At 54.2% G+C, this 18,202-nt stretch carries 17 protein-coding genes; 1 reads left to right on the top strand and 16 read right to left on the bottom strand.

Annotation, left to right across the window (positions count from 1 at the left end; genetic code table 11):
- Nucleotides 1–4 precede the first annotated feature (4 nt).
- From LRM19_RS04330 to bhsA, 3 genes are all read right to left on the bottom strand, one after another.
- Nucleotides 5–2,143, bottom strand: a complete 2,139-nt coding sequence (locus tag LRM19_RS04330) for a T6SS effector phospholipase Tle3 domain-containing protein (RefSeq protein WP_271367661.1) — start codon at nucleotides 2,141–2,143, stop codon at nucleotides 5–7.
- Nucleotides 2,140–4,656: a type VI secretion system Vgr family protein gene (locus LRM19_RS04325; RefSeq protein ID WP_442876242.1), complete on the bottom strand. Its 2,517-nt coding sequence runs from the start codon at nucleotides 4,654–4,656 to the stop codon at nucleotides 2,140–2,142. Before LRM19_RS04325 ends, LRM19_RS04330 begins: the two co-directional genes overlap by 4 nt.
- A gap of 824 nt (nucleotides 4,657–5,480) precedes the next feature.
- Nucleotides 5,481–5,738, bottom strand: a complete 258-nt coding sequence (gene bhsA / locus LRM19_RS04320; RefSeq protein ID WP_271367660.1) for a multiple stress resistance protein BhsA — start codon at nucleotides 5,736–5,738, stop codon at nucleotides 5,481–5,483.
- 243 nt (nucleotides 5,739–5,981) lie between these two features.
- Between bhsA and LRM19_RS04315 the strand changes: the two genes are divergently transcribed.
- The gene (locus LRM19_RS04315; protein WP_024909039.1) at nucleotides 5,982–6,617 is read left to right on the top strand and encodes a TetR/AcrR family transcriptional regulator; all 636 of its coding nucleotides are present in this window, start codon (nucleotides 5,982–5,984) and stop codon (nucleotides 6,615–6,617) included.
- Nucleotides 6,618–6,676: 59 nt separating this feature from the next.
- On the opposite strand, the gene LRM19_RS04310 is transcribed toward LRM19_RS04315, so the two are convergent.
- The 13 genes from LRM19_RS04310 to yceG form a co-directional block, all read right to left on the bottom strand.
- Complete coding sequence (locus tag LRM19_RS04310; RefSeq protein ID WP_008500779.1) at nucleotides 6,677–7,216, bottom strand: glycine zipper 2TM domain-containing protein; 540 nt, start codon at nucleotides 7,214–7,216, stop codon at nucleotides 6,677–6,679.
- Nucleotides 7,217–7,408: 192 nt separating this feature from the next.
- The gene (locus tag LRM19_RS04305; protein ID WP_008500780.1) at nucleotides 7,409–8,713 is read right to left on the bottom strand and encodes an NAD(P)/FAD-dependent oxidoreductase; all 1,305 of its coding nucleotides are present in this window, start codon (nucleotides 8,711–8,713) and stop codon (nucleotides 7,409–7,411) included.
- 238 nt (nucleotides 8,714–8,951) lie between these two features.
- Nucleotides 8,952–9,494 (bottom strand): alpha/beta hydrolase YcfP, encoded by a 543-nt coding sequence (gene ycfP, locus LRM19_RS04300; protein WP_008500781.1) that lies wholly within the window; start codon nucleotides 9,492–9,494, stop codon nucleotides 8,952–8,954.
- A 34-nt stretch (nucleotides 9,495–9,528) separates the two neighbouring features.
- Entirely contained in the window at nucleotides 9,529–10,554 is a 1,026-nt protein-coding gene (gene nagZ / locus LRM19_RS04295; protein ID WP_127732759.1) for a beta-N-acetylhexosaminidase, read from the bottom strand.
- 11 nt (nucleotides 10,555–10,565) lie between these two features.
- Complete coding sequence (gene thiK, locus LRM19_RS04290; protein ID WP_271367659.1) at nucleotides 10,566–11,390, bottom strand: thiamine kinase; 825 nt, start codon at nucleotides 11,388–11,390, stop codon at nucleotides 10,566–10,568.
- On the bottom strand, nucleotides 11,371–12,015 hold the full coding sequence (gene lpoB, locus LRM19_RS04285) for a penicillin-binding protein activator LpoB (protein ID WP_197737691.1): 645 nt from the start codon (nucleotides 12,013–12,015) through the stop codon (nucleotides 11,371–11,373). The genes thiK and lpoB overlap by 20 nt, the downstream gene beginning before the upstream one ends.
- A 13-nt stretch (nucleotides 12,016–12,028) precedes the next feature.
- A complete protein-coding gene (locus LRM19_RS04280; protein ID WP_111965547.1) occupies nucleotides 12,029–12,403 on the bottom strand; it encodes a YcfL family protein in 375 nt (124 codons plus the stop codon).
- Between the two features lies 1 nt (nucleotide 12,404).
- Nucleotides 12,405–12,764 (bottom strand): purine nucleoside phosphoramidase, encoded by a 360-nt coding sequence (hinT, locus tag LRM19_RS04275; protein ID WP_014069796.1) that lies wholly within the window; start codon nucleotides 12,762–12,764, stop codon nucleotides 12,405–12,407.
- A gap of 247 nt (nucleotides 12,765–13,011) precedes the next feature.
- Complete coding sequence (gene ptsG, locus LRM19_RS04270; RefSeq protein ID WP_023311158.1) at nucleotides 13,012–14,445, bottom strand: PTS glucose transporter subunit IIBC; 1,434 nt, start codon at nucleotides 14,443–14,445, stop codon at nucleotides 13,012–13,014.
- Between the two features lie 297 nt (nucleotides 14,446–14,742).
- A complete protein-coding gene (locus LRM19_RS04265) occupies nucleotides 14,743–15,537 on the bottom strand; it encodes a metal-dependent hydrolase (RefSeq protein ID WP_111965546.1) in 795 nt (264 codons plus the stop codon).
- A gap of 10 nt (nucleotides 15,538–15,547) precedes the next feature.
- Entirely contained in the window at nucleotides 15,548–16,552 is a 1,005-nt protein-coding gene (holB, locus tag LRM19_RS04260) for a DNA polymerase III subunit delta' (protein ID WP_271367658.1), read from the bottom strand.
- The gene (tmk, locus tag LRM19_RS04255; RefSeq protein ID WP_133294167.1) at nucleotides 16,549–17,190 is read right to left on the bottom strand and encodes a dTMP kinase; all 642 of its coding nucleotides are present in this window, start codon (nucleotides 17,188–17,190) and stop codon (nucleotides 16,549–16,551) included. The genes holB and tmk overlap by 4 nt, the downstream gene beginning before the upstream one ends.
- Complete coding sequence (gene yceG, locus LRM19_RS04250; protein WP_111965543.1) at nucleotides 17,180–18,202, bottom strand: cell division protein YceG; 1,023 nt, start codon at nucleotides 18,200–18,202, stop codon at nucleotides 17,180–17,182. The genes tmk and yceG overlap by 11 nt, the downstream gene beginning before the upstream one ends.

Genomic DNA, 18,202 nt, shown 5'->3' with positions numbered 1-18,202 from the left:
CCTGTCATGATTCCCACCACGATTTTTGTTTCGCTATTCCCAGGTCACTGTCAGATTTTGGCTTCGGCATATCCCACTGTAGATTTGCCACCTCCTGATTCCCGGCAGCTAAGTCACGGGACGGCTTGACAGCCGTAGCATTGTTAAACTGATTTTCCACACCGAACTCACCTTTTGGCAGAATGTCATCCGGCTTGTTCATGAAAAATTTTGTCGTCACGTTATCCAGCTTACCGGTTCGGTAATATTCTTTAGCGAAAGGATAACCATTTTGAGGGTCACGCCAGTCCGCGCGGTGTAACAATCCCTCCCAGAACTTGCCTGCCTGATAGTCAAAAGAAATGCACTGGCCGATAGCCAGATCGAACGCCATCGCATGAGACGGCGCAAACTCACTCGCCACAATAGAAGAGTGCTGGCTGTAGCCTACCGGATCGGTTTTCTGCCACTCCTTTTCAAGTTCATTACGGGATTTAAGCCAGGTCAGTGTCAGCTGAGAAAAATCTCTCGTTCCCGTCACTTTGCCGCGAATAACTTCATGCCCCCGGTCAAAACTTTCCACCTGCAGCTCATTCGGCGTTAATACATGACCCGGTTGCCAGCTGATACGTTGATAGTTACTAAGCGCATAGGTAGCCGATGCCGTGCGCGAAATAGCACTGGCTTTAGCTGAATAGGATATGTAGGCATCCGGGCTGTCCGGATCGATGTAAGCCGTGTACGGTTTATCACTGGTCTTCGGATCACTATCCGGATGGTTATCCTGCCCCATGAGTTTGAATATAAACGGCTCCGGCAGCTCTTCGCCGTTTATCACCACATCGCTGTACGAGTAGCCTGCATTCATCACTGGCGTAGTGCTGAAATCACCTTTCCGCTCCGGTGCCATCTTAAACGGTTCCGTCTCCAGTCGCCCTACCCAGCGGTGCTGGCAGAACACACGCTGACGCAGGTTAGGAATGCCAGAAGCCAACTTATCGGGAATCCCCCGCCAGCCGAATCCCTGGATGTTTTGCAAAGACACAGTGCCATCCTGCGGACACCAGTAGTTATAAACTTTGCCGTTATTATCACGACGATATCTGGCATCCTTGCGTAACGGGTTATCAGAAGACTTGCGTGCAGCACAACTGGCTTCCATCGCCAGCATATCTGCGTCTGACAGTTCTCCGCCTTTGTACTGGGTCGCCATCAGTGCGCAGAAGTGTTTAAACGTCTCCTGGCGGGCAAACGCTGTCTGGTGATGGCCGGGCTGGGCGTCTTCACTGATACGCCCCTCCAGCGAATACGGTGAGTGGTTCAGAATGGTGCAGTTAGCCGGATCAAAACCCTCCTGTTTGACCAGCATATTTGCCAGCATGGTGATGATCGTGCCCTGACTGTGTGCCACCACGTTAATCATATCCTTTGCCGTCACCGGATTACGGCGGATAGTCAGAATCAGGTCCGCCAGACGCTGCGCGGCAAAGAATTGATAGATACGGTGCGGGTTCGGAAAGATGGGGTGCGTGTAATCGCCACCGTTCATGTGTAATGTCGCAAACCCTGCGGCAGCCAGCGCCGCACCGCCAGCTCCAGGCCCCAGCATATCGGGAATGTTGGTTGTTGCGTTGGCGAACGTCCCGCCACCTTTTGCAAAATTTGTATCGAGGGCGTTTTTGAAGTTATCGTTCTGGTATTTAAACGCACCTTTGCCGTCGTTACCCAGTGCTGCTTTTTTCTTCTCGTCATTCTCCTGATAAGCATCAAACGGCAGGTGCGCATTGTCTCCCAGCTTGTAAACCTCTTCCCGGTATCGCTTCTGGTCTGCCTGGTAGTCTTCATGCGTAACAGGCTTGTACCCCCAGTAAAACGGGATAACAGGTGAGCGGCCGGGGTGCGCAATTCTGTATTCCCCCCACTCATGCACGTAAAAATCCTGACGATTAAGACGCTTACTAAGGCCCGCAAGAATGCCTTTCTCCTGATTCTGGTACGCCTCACCCACGTCGTTTACGCCGTGGACCAGAATCACAATCCCCGGCATCGGACGCGGCACGCCAACGCGACGGGTCTGGGCCACCTCACCCAAATCTTTGTGTACCGGAATATCCCCTTCTGATATGACCCGTGGGGCATACGGGCTTTGTCTGGCTTCCGTCATTCCATTAACTCCATTTTGTAGGTGTCCAGGTCATCGGCATCGAGCAACGATGAATGGCCGTTGCTGTCCGTTACGCCTTCCACCACTTTCCCGGCCGAGCTGGTCAGCCGGAATTTTTTGTTCGCGAGAATTTGCTCCGGGTCGTCTCCGGCGTGCAGCTGGTAGCGGAGTTTAAATGCGCCCTGATTGAACGGCGGGACCGTGACCTGTGCGCTTTCCGGGCCGTCATACTTCAGACTGGGTCCTTTCAGTTCGATTCCCGTCGGCGAGAAGATGGTGACCAGCCCGTCCGGACTGACGCGTATTCCGCCACCGCCACAGACCAGCTGTATGCCCTGTCTGGCGCTGCCGTTCAGCTGCCCGTCGGTACTCGCCATCGTGAAATCCTTCTGCGAGAGCATATGCAGGGCACCGCGCTGGGCCTGCGTCGTGATATCTCCGGCACCGGCAATCATCTGAATGCCGAGCTTGCGGGCAAACAGCGAGAGTTTTTCCCCCACGGCCAGAGAGAATTTTTTCACCACGTTTACGCTGGTATCCTGGCCCGCCGTCACAATCACATCTTTCCCGGCAGACAGTTGCAGACTGGCCGGCGTGACGTGCGCCTGACCTTTGTCGGCATAGGTCAGCAGGCCCGCGCCGGTAAGGTTAATCAGTGTCTGGCTTAGTTGACTTTGCTGATCGGTTTCCACGTTACTGGCCCCGGCCGTCAGTGCGCTTTGTTGCAGCGTCATTGCCAGCGACAACGCTTTCTCCAGCTGCGCAATGGCGGCCGTCATATCCAGTTGCTTACCCGCAGCACGCGGTTGCGCCTCTGTGGTGATCATCACCCCTTTCTCGGCACGGAGCGCCATGTGATTGTCAGTACGCGCTTCCACACCTTCACCGCGCTGCTTTCCCTCTGCATCAACGAGGTGGCCAGCGCTGACCTGACTCTTGCCGTACTCCGTGGAAATCTTGATGTGTTCCTGACCGCGGCGGTCCTCCAGGCGGATTTTGTTCGAAGCAGCAGTGCGGATCACGTTGCGGGTGTCGTTGCGGTTTGTAACCAGATCAGGGTGCTTGCCGTCATGCATGACATGCGCAATAAAAGGTCGGTCCGGATCGCCGCCTTCAAAGGCTACAGCCACTTCTGTGCCGTCCAGCAGCGGGAAATGAAAACCAAACACATCCCCACCGTACGGTCTGCCTAAGCGCATTAGAGCACTTTCAAAGCCGTCACGTTTCTCGTCGAGGTCAAAATCAAACTTCACGCGGTAGCGGCCATGCGCATCGACTCCGGCATAAGTGTGATCCCGATTGATGGCCGCCACGCGACCGGGTACCGTACCGGCAATCACCGGTCGCGGCAGATATTCCGGACGATAGCTGTAGCCGTTCAGATAAGGGATCCCCTTCAGGATGGCGCGGTAGTGCTGTGCGCGACTGCCGGATAGCGTCATTGTGGTGACAAGAAAACCGTGTTTAAACCCGTCAGGAATATCCCCTGTCGGGTGGAACATCACTCCCGGCAACAGTGCCGGGTCACTGGTTGTCCCTCCCAGCACACTCTGTTTGTTCAGCAGACGCTCATAGCGCAGGCGCGCGTAAAACGTGGCTGTTTCCGCCTCTTCACCGTAAAAATCGCCGTCCTCCAGATAATGATCGGCATAGTGATACTGTTTGCCGCTGGTTATCCCGTCGGGAATATCATTATCGAAAATGGTTTTATCCGCCTGTGGCGAAAATGGATTGCGGTAGTTATACGTACGCACCAGTACGCTTTCGGGAATGAGTTCGTATTGTTCTTCGAGCTCGGTAATGTATTCTTCATAGCTGGTCATGCCGGAATGGCGAACGTACGGCAGCTTCTTATCGCTGAAGGCATAGCGGCGGCCACCGTCACCAAAGACAACCACCGTTTCGCCCTGTACCTTGTCATGGTTTTCAAAGCGGAACCAGATCCCTACCTCGGCCAGCAGACGGCGGATAAACTGGAGATCGGTTTCCTTCCACTGAATAATCATTTCACGGCTGGGGTAGCTGTGGCTCAACTGGTCAAAATCGATGTTGTAACCTTGAAAATGCCCGCTCTCCTTCATCAGCTTCGTGACGAGCTCCGGCACTGTCACATTCATGTATACGGCCGAACGGTAATTCCGGTCCAGCAGCGCCAGATCATGCTCCAGCACACACTCGTAAAGGGCTTCATCGGCAGATGACTTCAGACGGGCAAACGACGTGATCACCCCGTTAATCTGGCGCACCGGCAGCCAGGGCTCCTGATTGTGCCAGCCAGCTTTCGGATTCGGGGCACGCAGAATAAATTCCGCCCTCTGATTGAGGACATCGTTGACGGCAATGTTTGATGCCGGGCTGGTAAAGCGGATGGTGTAGCGATAGGGCTTACTGAGTTCTTCTTCCCCGGTAAAAAAGTGAACATCCGGTAAAAAAGATGTGCCTCGTGGAAAATACAGTAAATAACGGTTTAACGTGTTCTTTTGCTGAACAATGCCTGACGGTCCTGTCATCATCAAATATCCCTGATAAAGAATGACTGTTTATTAAAAAACAATACGCTCACAGGCCATTGAATAAAATGTCATTCCGTAACACATCACAGAATGTTACAAAATACATATCATTCAGTTTAAAAATAAATAAAACAAAAATATTCACACCATAAATAAATAAGACCAAAATAGTACCCAGCCCGTATATAACAATTCAGTCGGTAATAACAATAGGGACAACGCGCTTTTCCTGTGAACGCATCATCAGATATTCAGGAACCGCCATTGAAGGGTTATTCGGCCCTTTTTCCTGATATAAATCGCTCTTCCCTCGCGAACAGCAATAAATATTAAACCGGTTCGCCGCCTGAAAAGAATATACAGCAGTTTCCGTAAGCAGGATTTTATCTGCCAACAGTATATGAGGATAAAATCCGTCCCGGTATCCCAGGTTCGCAGGAGGCGGCAAAGAGCTGCTGCTTAAACTCAGGAGCATAATCAGGGCAGCCTTTTCGCCTGCCGCGAGTCACATTTTTCCGCATAGCTGACACGTTGATACCCACCACTGATTTAGTGGACACTACTATGTCGGATGCATCAGATTATGACCAGACGGCTCTCGCTGGACGCATACAGAGAGCGGGAAAAGGTATTCAGTTCGAATGGGAAAGCATCCACAACGAAGTCCATATCGTGTCAGACGTAAAAAAATCCGGGTTCAGTAGGGCTGAACCCGGATTGTCTCTTACTGGCAGGATCGTTCAAGTGTTCTTAAACGATCGGCATTACTGCACATGTGCAGGGCGTTTTTTTAGCAGTGGCATAAATGAGGGTTTATGCCCGGCTTATTTGTAGATGACAGCCGTGCCGTGCAGGGTGTTAGGACCGGTCACAGAGGTGATGCGGTAAGATTTTGCACCCATCTCTTGCGCTTTTTGTGCCAGCTGATCTTCCAGGGAACCCAGGTTAGTACCGGCAGACGCAGAAATGGTCCCGACTTTATGCTGATCGACCGGGGTGGACTGTACCTGTACAGCAGCAAAGCTTGCGAAAGAGAGTGAACTCAGAGCAGCGGCAGCGATGAGGGTTTTTACGTTTTTCATGATGTTTACCTTTAGCAGATGAATTTGAGGTCGTTAATCATTTAGTTAACGATCGATAGGTAAATCATAAATGTGATCCACATCACGCGTCAACACAATTTTATAATGGTCGTTAACTTAATTTTAAAGTCGTTATTTTTCATACTCATATGATTAATTTATTTTTAAGCATTCAGCGCTGGTGGTGACTTGCGTTTATTTTTATAATGGTCATTCAACAAACCAACAGAGGACCAACGGCACATGACAACCGACGTCACGAGTTGTGCGAAGAAAAGCCGTGGCCGACCAAAAGTGTTTGACAGGGATGCAGCGCTTGATAAGGCCATGACTCTCTTCTGGCAACATGGGTATGAAGCAACCTCGCTTTCCGATCTGGTAGAAGCTACCGGAGCAAAAGCGCCGACGCTGTATGCCGAATTTACCAATAAAGAGGGGCTGTTCAGGGCGGTGCTGGACAGATACATTTCGCGCTTTGCGGCGAAACACGAAGCCCAGCTGTTTTGTGAAGAGAAAAGCGTCGAACAGGCGCTTCGGGATTATTTCACCGCCGTCGCGACCTGCTTCACCAGTAAAGAGACGCCTGCGGGCTGCTTTATGATTAATACCTCTGCCACCCTGGCGGCGTCCTCTAAAGAGATTGCCAATACGGTGAAATCGCGGCATGCCATGCAGGAGGAGACGCTTAGCGCATTTCTGGCTCAGCGCCAGCAGCGCGGTGAAATCCCTGCCCAGTGCAACCCACAGCTGCTGGCGCAATACCTGAGCTGTATTTTGCAGGGGATGTCGATCAGCGCCCGTGAAGGGGCTACGCTGGAAAAACTGCAGAATATAAGCGAAACCACGCTGCGGCTGTGGCCTGAGCTACTGAAAATCTGAAGCAAAAAAAAGCTCCTCAGCCTGAGCGCATGAGGAGCTAAATTCAGAGAACATCTTTTTTACACTTTGTTATTCAGAACCAGCTGGCCATTTCCATCCAGTGGAATTTGCGTGCCCGGGTCTTTATCCATGCGGATTTTGCCCTGCTGATCGCCAATTTTGTACGTCACGTCATAGCCCAGCATTTTTTCCGACTTGTCATAGACGGTTTTGCAGCGCTGCTGAGTCGTGGTGTAGGTATCGTTATCCTGCATCGCGCCCTGCACCTGGTTACCGGCATAGCCGCCACCCAGCGCGCCGACCACGGTCGCCACATCTTTACCCCGGCCGCCGCCGAACTGGTGACCAATCACGCCACCCGCTACCGCGCCCAGAACAGAACCGGCGATACGGTTTTCATCCTGCACCGGACGACGATGCGTGACGGAGACGTTACGGCACTCCTGACGAGGCGTTTTTACCGTTTCTTTAATCGGTGTAGCAGAAACCACCTGCGCATACTGCGGGCCGCGATCTAATACGTTGAGACTGGCAACGGCAGCCACACCTAACGCAGCCGCGACGCCAATCCCTATACCCGCCAACATTGATTTATTCACGGGACTTCCTCCTTTGTTGCTATTGGTAACAATTTTGGAATGGAGGCACGGCTTCGCCAATCAGATAAAGGATCAAAAAAGGGGCTTCAGAGGAGATATATTGTATTTAGGAGAACTCTTAAGCACTCAATCTGTGATCTACAGCATGAAATGCTAAAAACTCCCTCCGGAGAGCCCGGAGGGAGTGAAAGATTAGTGCAGCTTCAGACGCGGACGGATCACGCGATTGATTCTGCCGACCAGCATCATCAGCCCGGTTTTGAAATAGCCGTGCAGCGCAATCTGGTGCATACGATACAGGGAGATATACACGAAGCGGGCAATGCGCCCTTCTACCATCATCGAGCCGCGCATCAGGTTACCCATCAGGCTGCCGACGGTAGAGAAGTTTGACAGAGACACCAGAGAACCATGGTCTTTGTAGACATAGGCCTTCATTGGCTTGCCTTTGTACTGCGCCAGAATGTTGTGCAGGACCAGGCTTGCCATCTGGTGAGCGGCCTGCGCGCGCGGCGGCACAAATCCACCTTCAGGACGCGCGCAGGAGGCGCAGTCACCGATAGCAAAGATTTCAGGGTCACGCGTCGTTTGCAGCGTCGGCTCCGTCACCAGCTGATTGATGCGGTTGGTTTCCAGGCCGCCGATATCTTTCATAAAGTCAGGCGCTTTGATGCCGGCCGCCCAGACCATCAGATCCGCTTTGATATACTCGCCGTCTTTGGTGTGCAGGCCGCCTTCGTCGGCGCTGGTCACCATGGTCTGCGTCAGCACCCGCACGCCCAGCTTGGTGAGTTCATTGTGCGCCGCACCGGAAATACGCGGAGGCAGAGCAGGAAGAATGCGTTCACCGGCTTCGACCAGCGTGACGTTCAGCGCTTCATTCGTTAATCCTTTGTAACCGTAGCTGTGCAGCTGCTTCACCGCATTGTGCAGCTCCGCAGACAGCTCAACGCCCGTCGCACCGCCGCCGACAATGGCGATATTCACCTTACCGTTCGCACCCATATTGCTGGTGTACTTCAGGAACAGGTTCAGCATTTCCTGATGGAAACGACGCGCCTGGTGCGGGTTATCGAGGAAGATACAGTGCTCTTTCACGCCCGGCGTGTTGAAGTCGTTGGAGGTACTGCCGAGCGCCATGACCAGCGTGTCATACGGCAGTTTGCGCTCAGGAACCAGCAGCTCCCCTTTTTCATCACGCAGTTCTGCCAGAGTGATGGTTTTGCTTTCACGGTTGATGTCAACCACCGAGCCTAGCTGGAACTGGAAATGGTGGTTGCGCGCGTGCGCCAGATAGCTGAGCGCGTCCACGCCCTCATCCAGAGAGCCGGTCGCCACTTCGTGCAGCAGCGGTTTCCACAGGTGGCTGTGGTTACGATCCACGAGCGTGATTTTGGCTTTTTTACCGCGACCCAGCTTCTTACCCAACTGTGTCGCCAGCTCCAGCCCGCCAGCACCACCGCCTACAATCACTATCTTTTTCAATGGCGTAGTCAACGTGACCCCCTCAAATTATTAACCAATTGTTAATTAAAAGTTATAAAAATAACCCTTAATTAACAACAGGTTACAGCACTGAAACCATTCAGGTGCATTGAGAATACCACGTCAGGCGCATTGGTCATACCAAAATTGATATGCATCAAGTTTTGATGGCTTAAAAGTAGACAATTCTGGTCAAAAAGAAAGCCCGGCACGCTTTCACGGCCGGGCTTCGACGCCTGCAGGCAAGGAATTAACCCAGCGTTTTAAATGCTTTGATACGCTGCAGGTGCGGGGAGATGTTTTTGAACTTGTGGGTCTGTTCTTCGTCCCAGACAATTTCGTAATAATGATGCAGCAGCTCTGCCGCCCGGTGGCTGTTGAGTGCCTCATCGTTACGCGACAGGATCACCAGACAGCGGTCACGGTTTTTCTCACGAAAATTACTCACGCACTTGGTTGCAATATCGACATACTCTTCCGGGCGGTCAATTTTGCCTTCCATGTTCTCGTTCGGGAACAGGTTAGGATTGAATACCACCTGACGGATGTCGCACAGGAAGCCAATGCGCTCCGCCCAGTAGCCGCCCAGCCCCACGCCGCAGATCAACGGGCGATCGTCGACGTTGAGCTGCAACATCTTGTCCACCTCTTTGAGCAGATGCTGCATATCGTGCTTCGGATGGCGCGTGCTGTAGCTGATCAACCGTACATCCGGATCGATAAACTGCAGCTGCAGCACCTTCTCATGATTACCAGGGCTGTTTGAGTCAAAACCGTGTAAATAGATGATCATCGTCTTCTCACCACGCTACGCCTTCCGGGAGGGTTTACAGGCTGGCTTTATGTGCCTGCCAGCGCTCATTCAGGTCTTCAAGCCGGGCGTTGACCGTCTTCCAGCGCGCCGAATCCATCAGCTCCTGACGGCTAAATGAACCTTTATGATACAATTGTGTAACACGCTCAGCTTTGATCGGCGACAGGTTATCCAGCACGCTAACGGCACCTTTACGATTATTGCAGACCAGGATCATATCGCAACCTGCATCCAGCGACGCCTGACCACGTTCAGCGTAGCTGCCCATAATCGCCGCCCCTTCCATCGATAAATCGTCAGAGAAGATCACGCCATTGAAGCCCAGCTCCTGACGCAAAACGGTTTTCAGCCAGTGCGGAGAGCCGCTGGCAGGGCGCGGGTCAACGTCGCTATAAATCACGTGCGCAGGCATGATGGCATCAAGCTTGTTGTCGGTGATAAGCGACCTGAACACCGACATATCTTTGGCGCGAATTTCCGCTTCCGGGCGCGGATCGCGAGGGGTCTCTTTATGCGAGTCCGCCGTGACCGCCCCGTGGCCCGGGAAGTGTTTCCCGGTGGTTTTCATCCCGGCATCGTGCATGCCGTCGATGAACCGGGTCGCCATGGCCAGCGCAATGCGCGGATCTTCATGGTACGAGCGCTCGCCAATGGCGGCGCTGATATGCCCCACGTCCAGAACCGGGGCAAAACTGATGTCGATATCCATGGCAATCATTTCGCTGGCCATCAGCCAGCCGGCCTCCTGCGCCAGTTTCCCGCCCTCTTCCGTGCCGAGCAGCGCGGCAAAAGACTGGGCTGCCGGCAGGCGGGTAAATCCTTCGCGAAAACGCTGCACGCGTCCGCCTTCCTGATCGACGGCGACCACCAGATGGTTGCGCGACGCGGCGCGGATCTGACGCACCAGCTCACGCAGCTGCGCCGGATCGTGATAGTTGCGGGTAAACAGGATAAGCCCCCCCACCAGCGGATGCGCCAGAATTTCACGCTCCTCCGCATCCAGCTCAAACCCTTCTACATCCAACATGACTGGACCCACATCCACCTCTCTTATCCTTTAGTTTGTAACTGACGCCAGGCATCGTCTGCCAGCGCAATAAATTGTTTGTCTCGGGACTGCCGATAGCGCATTTCAAACCAGCCAGCCATTAACATGACGACCCAGGACCGCCAGCGTTTGACCTGACGCTTCAGCGCGTCGGCGTTAATGTGTGCCACCTGGGCGTAGTCCATGATGAGCATCTGCCGCGCGGCTTCACTCTCCGTCCAGACGGCCGCCAGCTCCAGCGCCACATCGCCATCTCCGGCATATTCCCAGTCGATGAGCCTGATGCCCGCTGACGTATGCACAATATTTCCGGCATGAACATCCATGTGCAGCGGCGAGAGCCGAATCGGCTGCGGCTCGCCCGTTTTACGCAGCCGCCTGAGATGTGCCAGCCACACTGGAGTGCGCCTGTCAGGCAGGGCCTGCTGCCAGTAGTGTTCAAGCAGCGGGAATAACGTAGTTCGCCATCCCAGACGTGGCTGCTGGTGCAGATGATACAGCATCGCCGCGAGCACAGGCGTGTCCGGCAGCGCGCTTTTAACATCACCTTCCAGATAGTCGACGGCCATCCAGCCCTGTCTGAAAAAACGAGGGGCAGGCACGAGATCTGACGGTAGACGCCTCAGGGCGCGAAACTGACGACGGAAATGGGAGGCAGGCGCATCGGGGTCATGGTTTTGCCGCAAGACCAGACGTTGTTCGCCCTGCGCTATAATGCAACTCGCGCCGCCAAGCCCGGAATGGGCCTGCGGCGCGATAAGGCGGTACTGAGGAAAATAGCGCGTCAGAATCTCTTCACGCGTGCTGTCATTGTTGCGTAACCGCACCTTTACCTGACCAGATAATTTCGCCTGTCTGAACCAGCATCAGCTGCATCTGCAGGGCTGGTGTATTCACGTTACCGGTGGCGTTAGAGTAAAGCACATACTGTGCGCCAACGTTACGGGCAATACCGATCGCCTTGCTGCGGGTACCGAGGCTATCCTGCGGCGAAAGGCCCAGCTGCTGTTTGGCTACCGCGAGCTGTTGAGCTGAAACCAGCGTAAACTTACCGTTGTTTGCCAGGGCATTGCGCAGAGTTTCCGTCGCTTCACCCGCATTCAGCGAACCGTTGGTACGGTTGTTCACGCTATCGACCAGCAACACGCTACCTGCCGTCACGCCCTGTGCCTGCAGCATTTTGCCGACCATGGGCTGCATTGCGCCGTTCCAGTCGTAATGACGCACGCGCGGCGTGGGTTGCGACGTCTGGTCCGGATGTTCAATCGGGCCTGGCTGTGACGGAATAGACGGCACAGACGGCACGGTTGGCTGCTGCTGCGTTGGCGGCGTCGGCTGTTCAGTGCCCGGTTTCGCCTCTTCCACAGGCGCCGGCTGTTCAGTTCGGGTCACACACCCTGCCAGGAACAGAGCGAAAGCTGTCACGAGCGCATAGCGGCTCAAATTTTTAATCAAGGTTCACCCCTCAGAGATAAAGATAAAGTCTCACCTTATGTGCACCCAGATAGTTGGCGCTGCCATAGAGCGTTACCGACGACCTGGCCGGAATGGTGACGCTGCGAGGCGCCTCCAGCGGATGCATTTCAAGACCTCTTACGTCATACCAGAAAAAACGGTAGTGGACCGTCACGGGCTCATGTCTTTCATTAAAGAGCGTAGAGGAGGCAGATGAGTTGATTTCACTGATAGTCAACGCGGGCTGTTGCGCCGTGATGCCCGCGGCAAGCACGGAGGATTCCATGACCAGCGTCTGTTCATCATTCACGGGGATCGCCGGGCGCGAGCTGCACCCCACAATCATCATCGTCATTATCAGCGCTGCAATACGCCCTTTAAGCATGTCAAAGACCTTTATGTGCCAGCATCGGTCCCAGAGGACGACCACCCAGCAGATGCATGTGAATATGATAAACTTCCTGGCCACCGTGACGGTTGCAGTTCATGATCAGACGATAACCGTCTTGTGCAATGCCTTCCTGTTCAGCGATTTTCGCGGCCACCGTCAGCATACGACCTAACGCCACTTCATGCTCGGTTTTTACGTCGTTTACAGTCGGAATCAGAATATTGGGAATAATAAGGATGTGCGTCGGGGCCTGAGGGGAAATGTCCCGGAAAGCCGTCACCAGTTCATCCTGATAGACGATATCCGACGGAATTTCGCGGCGGATAATTTTACTGAAAATCGTTTCTTCAGCCATGACCTTTTCCTTTTTTGTTTAATCTGGCGCAATGCGTCCGCTGTAAACACACTCCCGGGATCGGTGTGTGACACAATGCAAGAGTATGAGCGAGTTTCTCCTGTCCTTTCAACCTCCTCCCTCGATTTCTTTCCTGAATGTTCATCAGCTGACCGAAGAGTGACCGCTCTTGTGCCTCAGTGGCGTTTTTTAAGACACAAATAAAAAAGGCAGCCATTCGGCTGCCTTAGTCTCCCCAGGTCACAACTTAGTTGCTGCGGATGTACTCATCCATTTCGGTTTTCAGGTTATCGGATTTGGTACCGAAGATTGCCTGTACACCAGAACCTGCAACAACTACGCCCGCTGCGCCCAGTTTTTTCAGACCCGGCTGGTCTACTTTCGCTACGTCGGCAACGCTCACACGCAGACGAGTGATGCACGCGTCCAGGTTAGTGATGTTCTCTTTACCGCCGAACGCTGCGACCAGTGCCGGAGCCATTTCGCTGGTCGCGCCAGCTTTGCTGTCTTCTGTCGCATCTTCACGACCCGGAGTTTTCAGGTCCAGTGCTTTAATCAGCACGCGGAAGATGGTGTAGTAAACAACGGCATAGCACGCACCCACGATTGGGAACAGCCACAGTTTGCTGCTGTTACCGGACAGAACGATGAAGTCGATCAGGCCGTGAGAGAAGGACGTACCGTCACGCATACCCAGCAGGATACAGATTGGGAACGCCAGGCCCGCCAGAATCGCGTGGATAACGTACAGGATCGGCGCAACGAACATGAAGGAGAACTCGATCGGCTCGGTGATACCGGTCAGGAACGAGGTCAGCGCTGCGGAGATCATAATACCGCCCACTTTTGCACGGTTCTCTGGCTTAGCAGAGTGCCAGATAGCAATCGCCGCTGCTGGCAGACCGTACATTTTGAACAGGAAGCCACCAGACAGTTTACCTGCAGTTGGGTCGCCCGCCATGTAACGTGGGATATCGCCGTGGAATACCTGGCCTGCCGCGTTGGTGAATTCACCAATCTGCATCTGGAAAGGAACGTTCCAGATGTGGTGCAGACCGAATGGCACCAGGCAACGCTCGATGAAGCCGTAGATACCAAACGCCACAACCGGGTTCTGGTAAGCAGCCCACTGAGAGAAGGTCTGGATAGCAGAGCCGATTGGTGGCCAGATGAAGGACAGGATCACGCCAGTGAAAATCGCTGCCAGACCAGAAATGATCGGAACGAAACGCTTGCCCGCAAAGAAGCCCAGATACTCAGGCAGCTTGATGCGATAGAAGCGGTTAAACATATACGCTGCAATCGCACCGGAGATGATACCGCCCAGAACACCGGTGTCTGCCAGGTGTTTCGCAGCGATCTCTTCTGCCGGTAAATGCAGAACCAGCGGCGCAACCACAGCCATGGTTTTCACCATGATGCCGTAGGCAACCACTGCAGCCAGCGCAGAAACGCCGTCGTTATTGGTGAAGCCCAGAGCTACACCGATCGCGAAGATCAGTGGCATGTTAGCAAAGACAGAACCGCCTGCTTCGGCCATCACGTGGGACACTACGGCTGGCAGCCAGCTGAAGTTAGCAGAACCGACACCCAGCAGGATACCTGCGATAGGCAGTACGGATACTGGCAGCATCAGCGATTTACCGACCTTTTGCAGGTTAGCAAATGCATTCTTAAACATAATTGAGAGTGCTCCTGAGTATTTGTGCTTTTTTTACGCTTTCACGCATTGGCCCGGGGGGAGTACCGTGCCGTGGACAGGACATCTAAGCGCCCTTTATTTATTACACAGAGTAAAATAATTCCCTCTGAGTTTGTTTGACGGCTATCACGTTTCAGCTTAAGGCGGTCGAAAAACTTTCAGTTATTTACAAAAAGCATGTCCGGATGTGTCTAAAAACACCCTCACCGCCCCAAATGAGGCGGTGAACTTTACTCGCTTTACTTATTAATTACGAGCCTAAAAAAAACAGGTGTATCAGACAGATTGCAGGCGGGCGGGGTCAATATGGAACAGCGCGGAGAAGTTTTCCGTCGTCACGCGGGCCAGCTCATCGATACTGACGCCCTTCAGAACGGCCATGTACTCAGCCACATCTCTGGTCATTGCGGGCTGGTTCTCTTTACCGCGATGCGGTACCGGTGCCAGGTACGGAGAATCTGTCTCCACCAGAATGCGATCGAGCGGAACATAACGTGCAGCATCACGCAGCTGCTCAGCGTTACGGAACGTCACGATCCCCGAAAACGAGATATAAAAGCCTAAATCAAGCAGCTTACCCGCCGTTTCTCTGTCTTCTGTGAAACAGTGTAGTACGCCACCGCAATCCGTCACGTTTTCTTCCCGGAGGATCGCCAGCGTATCCGCACGTGCATCGCGGGTGTGGACGATAACCGGCTTATTCAGTTCACGGCCAATGCGAATATGGTTGCGGAAGGACTCCTGCTGGCGAGATTTGGTTTCCGGCGTGTAGAAATAGTCCAGCCCGGTCTCGCCCATTGCCACCACGCCCTCTTCTGCTGCCAGGCGGCGAAGATCCTCAACGTCGTAGGCCTCGTCCTGATTCAACGGGTGCACGCCGCAGGAGAACACCACGTTATCGCGAACGCCCACCAGCTCACGCATAGAGCGATAGCCCGGCAGCGTCGTCGCCACCGCAAGGCAAAATTTCACATCGCGGGCAGCGGCTTTTGCCAGCACGTCATCCACGTTTTTATGCAGGGATTGATAATCCAGGCCATCAAGATGGCAGTGTGAGTCGACTAAAAACATAATGTCTCTCTCAGAGATGGGAAACAGGCGGTGTGACGCCGGGTTGCAGGTAATGTTCGATACGCAGTAACTGGTCGGTCAGTAAAAGCTCGCGATTAAGCCCCGTCACGGTTAAAAGCTGTTCACGGCTTTGGCAAATTTCATGAAGCATAGCGTGAAGAACCGTCCCTGAGAGGCGGTTCGCCAGCGTATTCACCAGCGGCCACGCGTCCGGGTTGGTCAAAAGCGTTGCCCCTCGCTGGATTTTGAGCGCATCCAGCAGCAAGGAGGCCAGCCAGTGCAGCCGATCAACGGCCCGCTCGCTGTTAAGCGCAGGCAGTAAACTTAGCCAGTCGTGGTTATTCAGTGCCGTTTCGATGGCACGGCAGAGCGTTTCTCGCTCTGACCAGACGTCAGGCTGCAGTAATGCCAGCGCCGCCGCAGGCGCGCCGCTGCTCAGGCGCAAGGCGGACAGCGCGCTCTCAGGTGACGTTGTCACCTCTCGTTCCAGCCAGCTCAGCGCCCACGATTCCTGAGGAACCGCAAGGTGATGAAGACGACAGCGGCTACGCAGCGTCGCCAGTAATCTTCCCGGGTCGCGGCACGAGAGGAAAAACCACGTTTTTAACGGCGGCTCTTCCAGGGTTTTCAGCAGGGCATTAGCGGCCGCCTCGGTCAGCTGCGTGGCGTCTTTAAGCCAGACCACTTTAGCGCCGCCCAGCCGCGCGTGTTCATACAATTTTTCACTGACTTCCCGCACGGCATCGATACCCAGCGCGCTTTTACCCTTCTCAGGCTCAAGGGTGTAGTAGTCAGGATGTGTACCCGCCTGCATCAGCTGGCAGCCACGGCATTTGCCACAGCTCTTATGCCCTTCCGGCTGCTGGCACATCAGAAAACGGGTGATGGCATAAATCAACGCGTCATCGCCCATTCCCGGCAATGCCTGAATCATTAACGCATGATGCCCCCGCCCCGCCTGATAGCTGCCGATCAGCTGTTCAAAGTGCGGGCGCAACCATGGATACCATTTCATGCCTGCTGCTCCTGCACCCACTGCGTAACGGTTTGCTGAATGTCACGCGTGACGTCGTCCAGGGACTGCGTCGCATCGATAGTACAAATTGAGCTGTCCTGCGCGGCCAGTTCAAGATAGCGCGCACGGGTGCGGTTAAAGAAATCAAACGACTCTTGTTCTATGCGGTCCAGCTCGCCGCGCGCACGGGCACGCTTGAGACCCACTTCAGGCGTTACATCCAGATAGAGCGTCAGGTCGGGGCGAAAATCTCCCAGTACGGCATTACGCAGCGTTGCCAGCATGGTCTGGTCGATGCCGCGTCCGCCGCCCTGATACGCCTGAGTCGACAGATCGTGACGGTCACCGATCACCCACTTACCCTCGGCCAGGGCGGGTTTGATCACCGTCTCAACCAGCTGCACGCGCGCCGCGTAGAACATCAGCACTTCGGCTTTGTCAGTGATAACTTCGTCGCCGACGGATTTAATATCCAGCACCAGGCTGCGCAGCTTTTCAGCCAGCTGCGTGCCGCCCGGCTCACGGGTAAACACCATGTCCGCCACGCCAAGTGATTTGAGCGTATCCACTACCACGTTGCGGGCAGTGGTTTTACCCGCCCCTTCAAGTCCCTCAATGACAATGTATTTACTGCGCATTTTTTTCCTTAAGTGCCTTCAGATAGTCCTGAACAGAGCGGTTGTGGCTGGCAAGGTTGGTGTTAAAGGTGTGCCCCCCTTTTCCATCCGCCACAAAATAGAGATACGGTGTTTTAGCCGGATGCGCGGCTGCTTTTAGCGACGCCTCGCTCGGCGTGGCAATCGGGCCTGGCGGTAAACCGCTAATCACGTAGGTATTATACGCCGTTGGCGTCTCCAGATCTTTTCGTGAGATCTTGCCGGCGTAGCTCTCGCCCATGCCGTAGATAACGGTAGGATCGGTTTGCAGACGCATGCCGATACGCAGGCGGTTGATAAACACCGACGCCACCCGATCGCGCTCGGCGGCAACGGCGGTCTCTTTCTCAATGATCGAGGCCATGGTTACGAACTGGTTCTGATCGCTGTAAGGCAATCCTTCCATTCGCCCCTGCCAGGCGGCATCCACTGCGGCGACCATTTTTTTGTGCGCCCGCTTAAGGATGGCCACATCGGTCGTGCCTGCCGTGTACATCCAGGTGTCTGGCCAGAACCAGCCTTCCACCCATTCCGGATGCTCAAGCTTCAGCGCTTCTGCTACCGTCTGATAGCTATCGTCTTTTAACGTATGTTTGATATACGGCGCATCGCGCAGCTGTTTAAGGTAATCGCTCAGGCGCATCCCTTCCACAAATCGCAGAGGGAACTGGGCTTCTTTGCCGCTTTCGAGCAGCTGCAGCATCTCTCTGACGGTCATTCCTGGCGTAAAGCGATAGGTGCCGGCTTTGAAATGTGACAGCTCAGGCTCCACGCGCAATAGCCACTGGAATACCCGCGGACGATTAATAATCTTGTCGCCATAGAGCTGTTCCCCAAGCGCCTGACGGCCGGTTCCCGCTTTCAGGGTAAAGATCGTTTCGTCTTTAACCAGGATCTTGCTGTCCGCCAGCTGGCGTACTTTCCATACGCCTGCTCCGCCAGCGATGCCCAGCGCGACGATGAGGATAAGGACAAAGCGCAACATTTTTTTCAT

The sequence above is a fragment of the Enterobacter sp. PI-10 genome (assembly GCF_027947695.1).
GTDB lineage: Bacteria > Pseudomonadota > Gammaproteobacteria > Enterobacterales > Enterobacteriaceae > Enterobacter > Enterobacter vonholyi.
The sequence above is the reverse complement of the archived record's forward strand: the minus strand, read 5'-3'. Positions and strand labels throughout refer to the sequence as shown.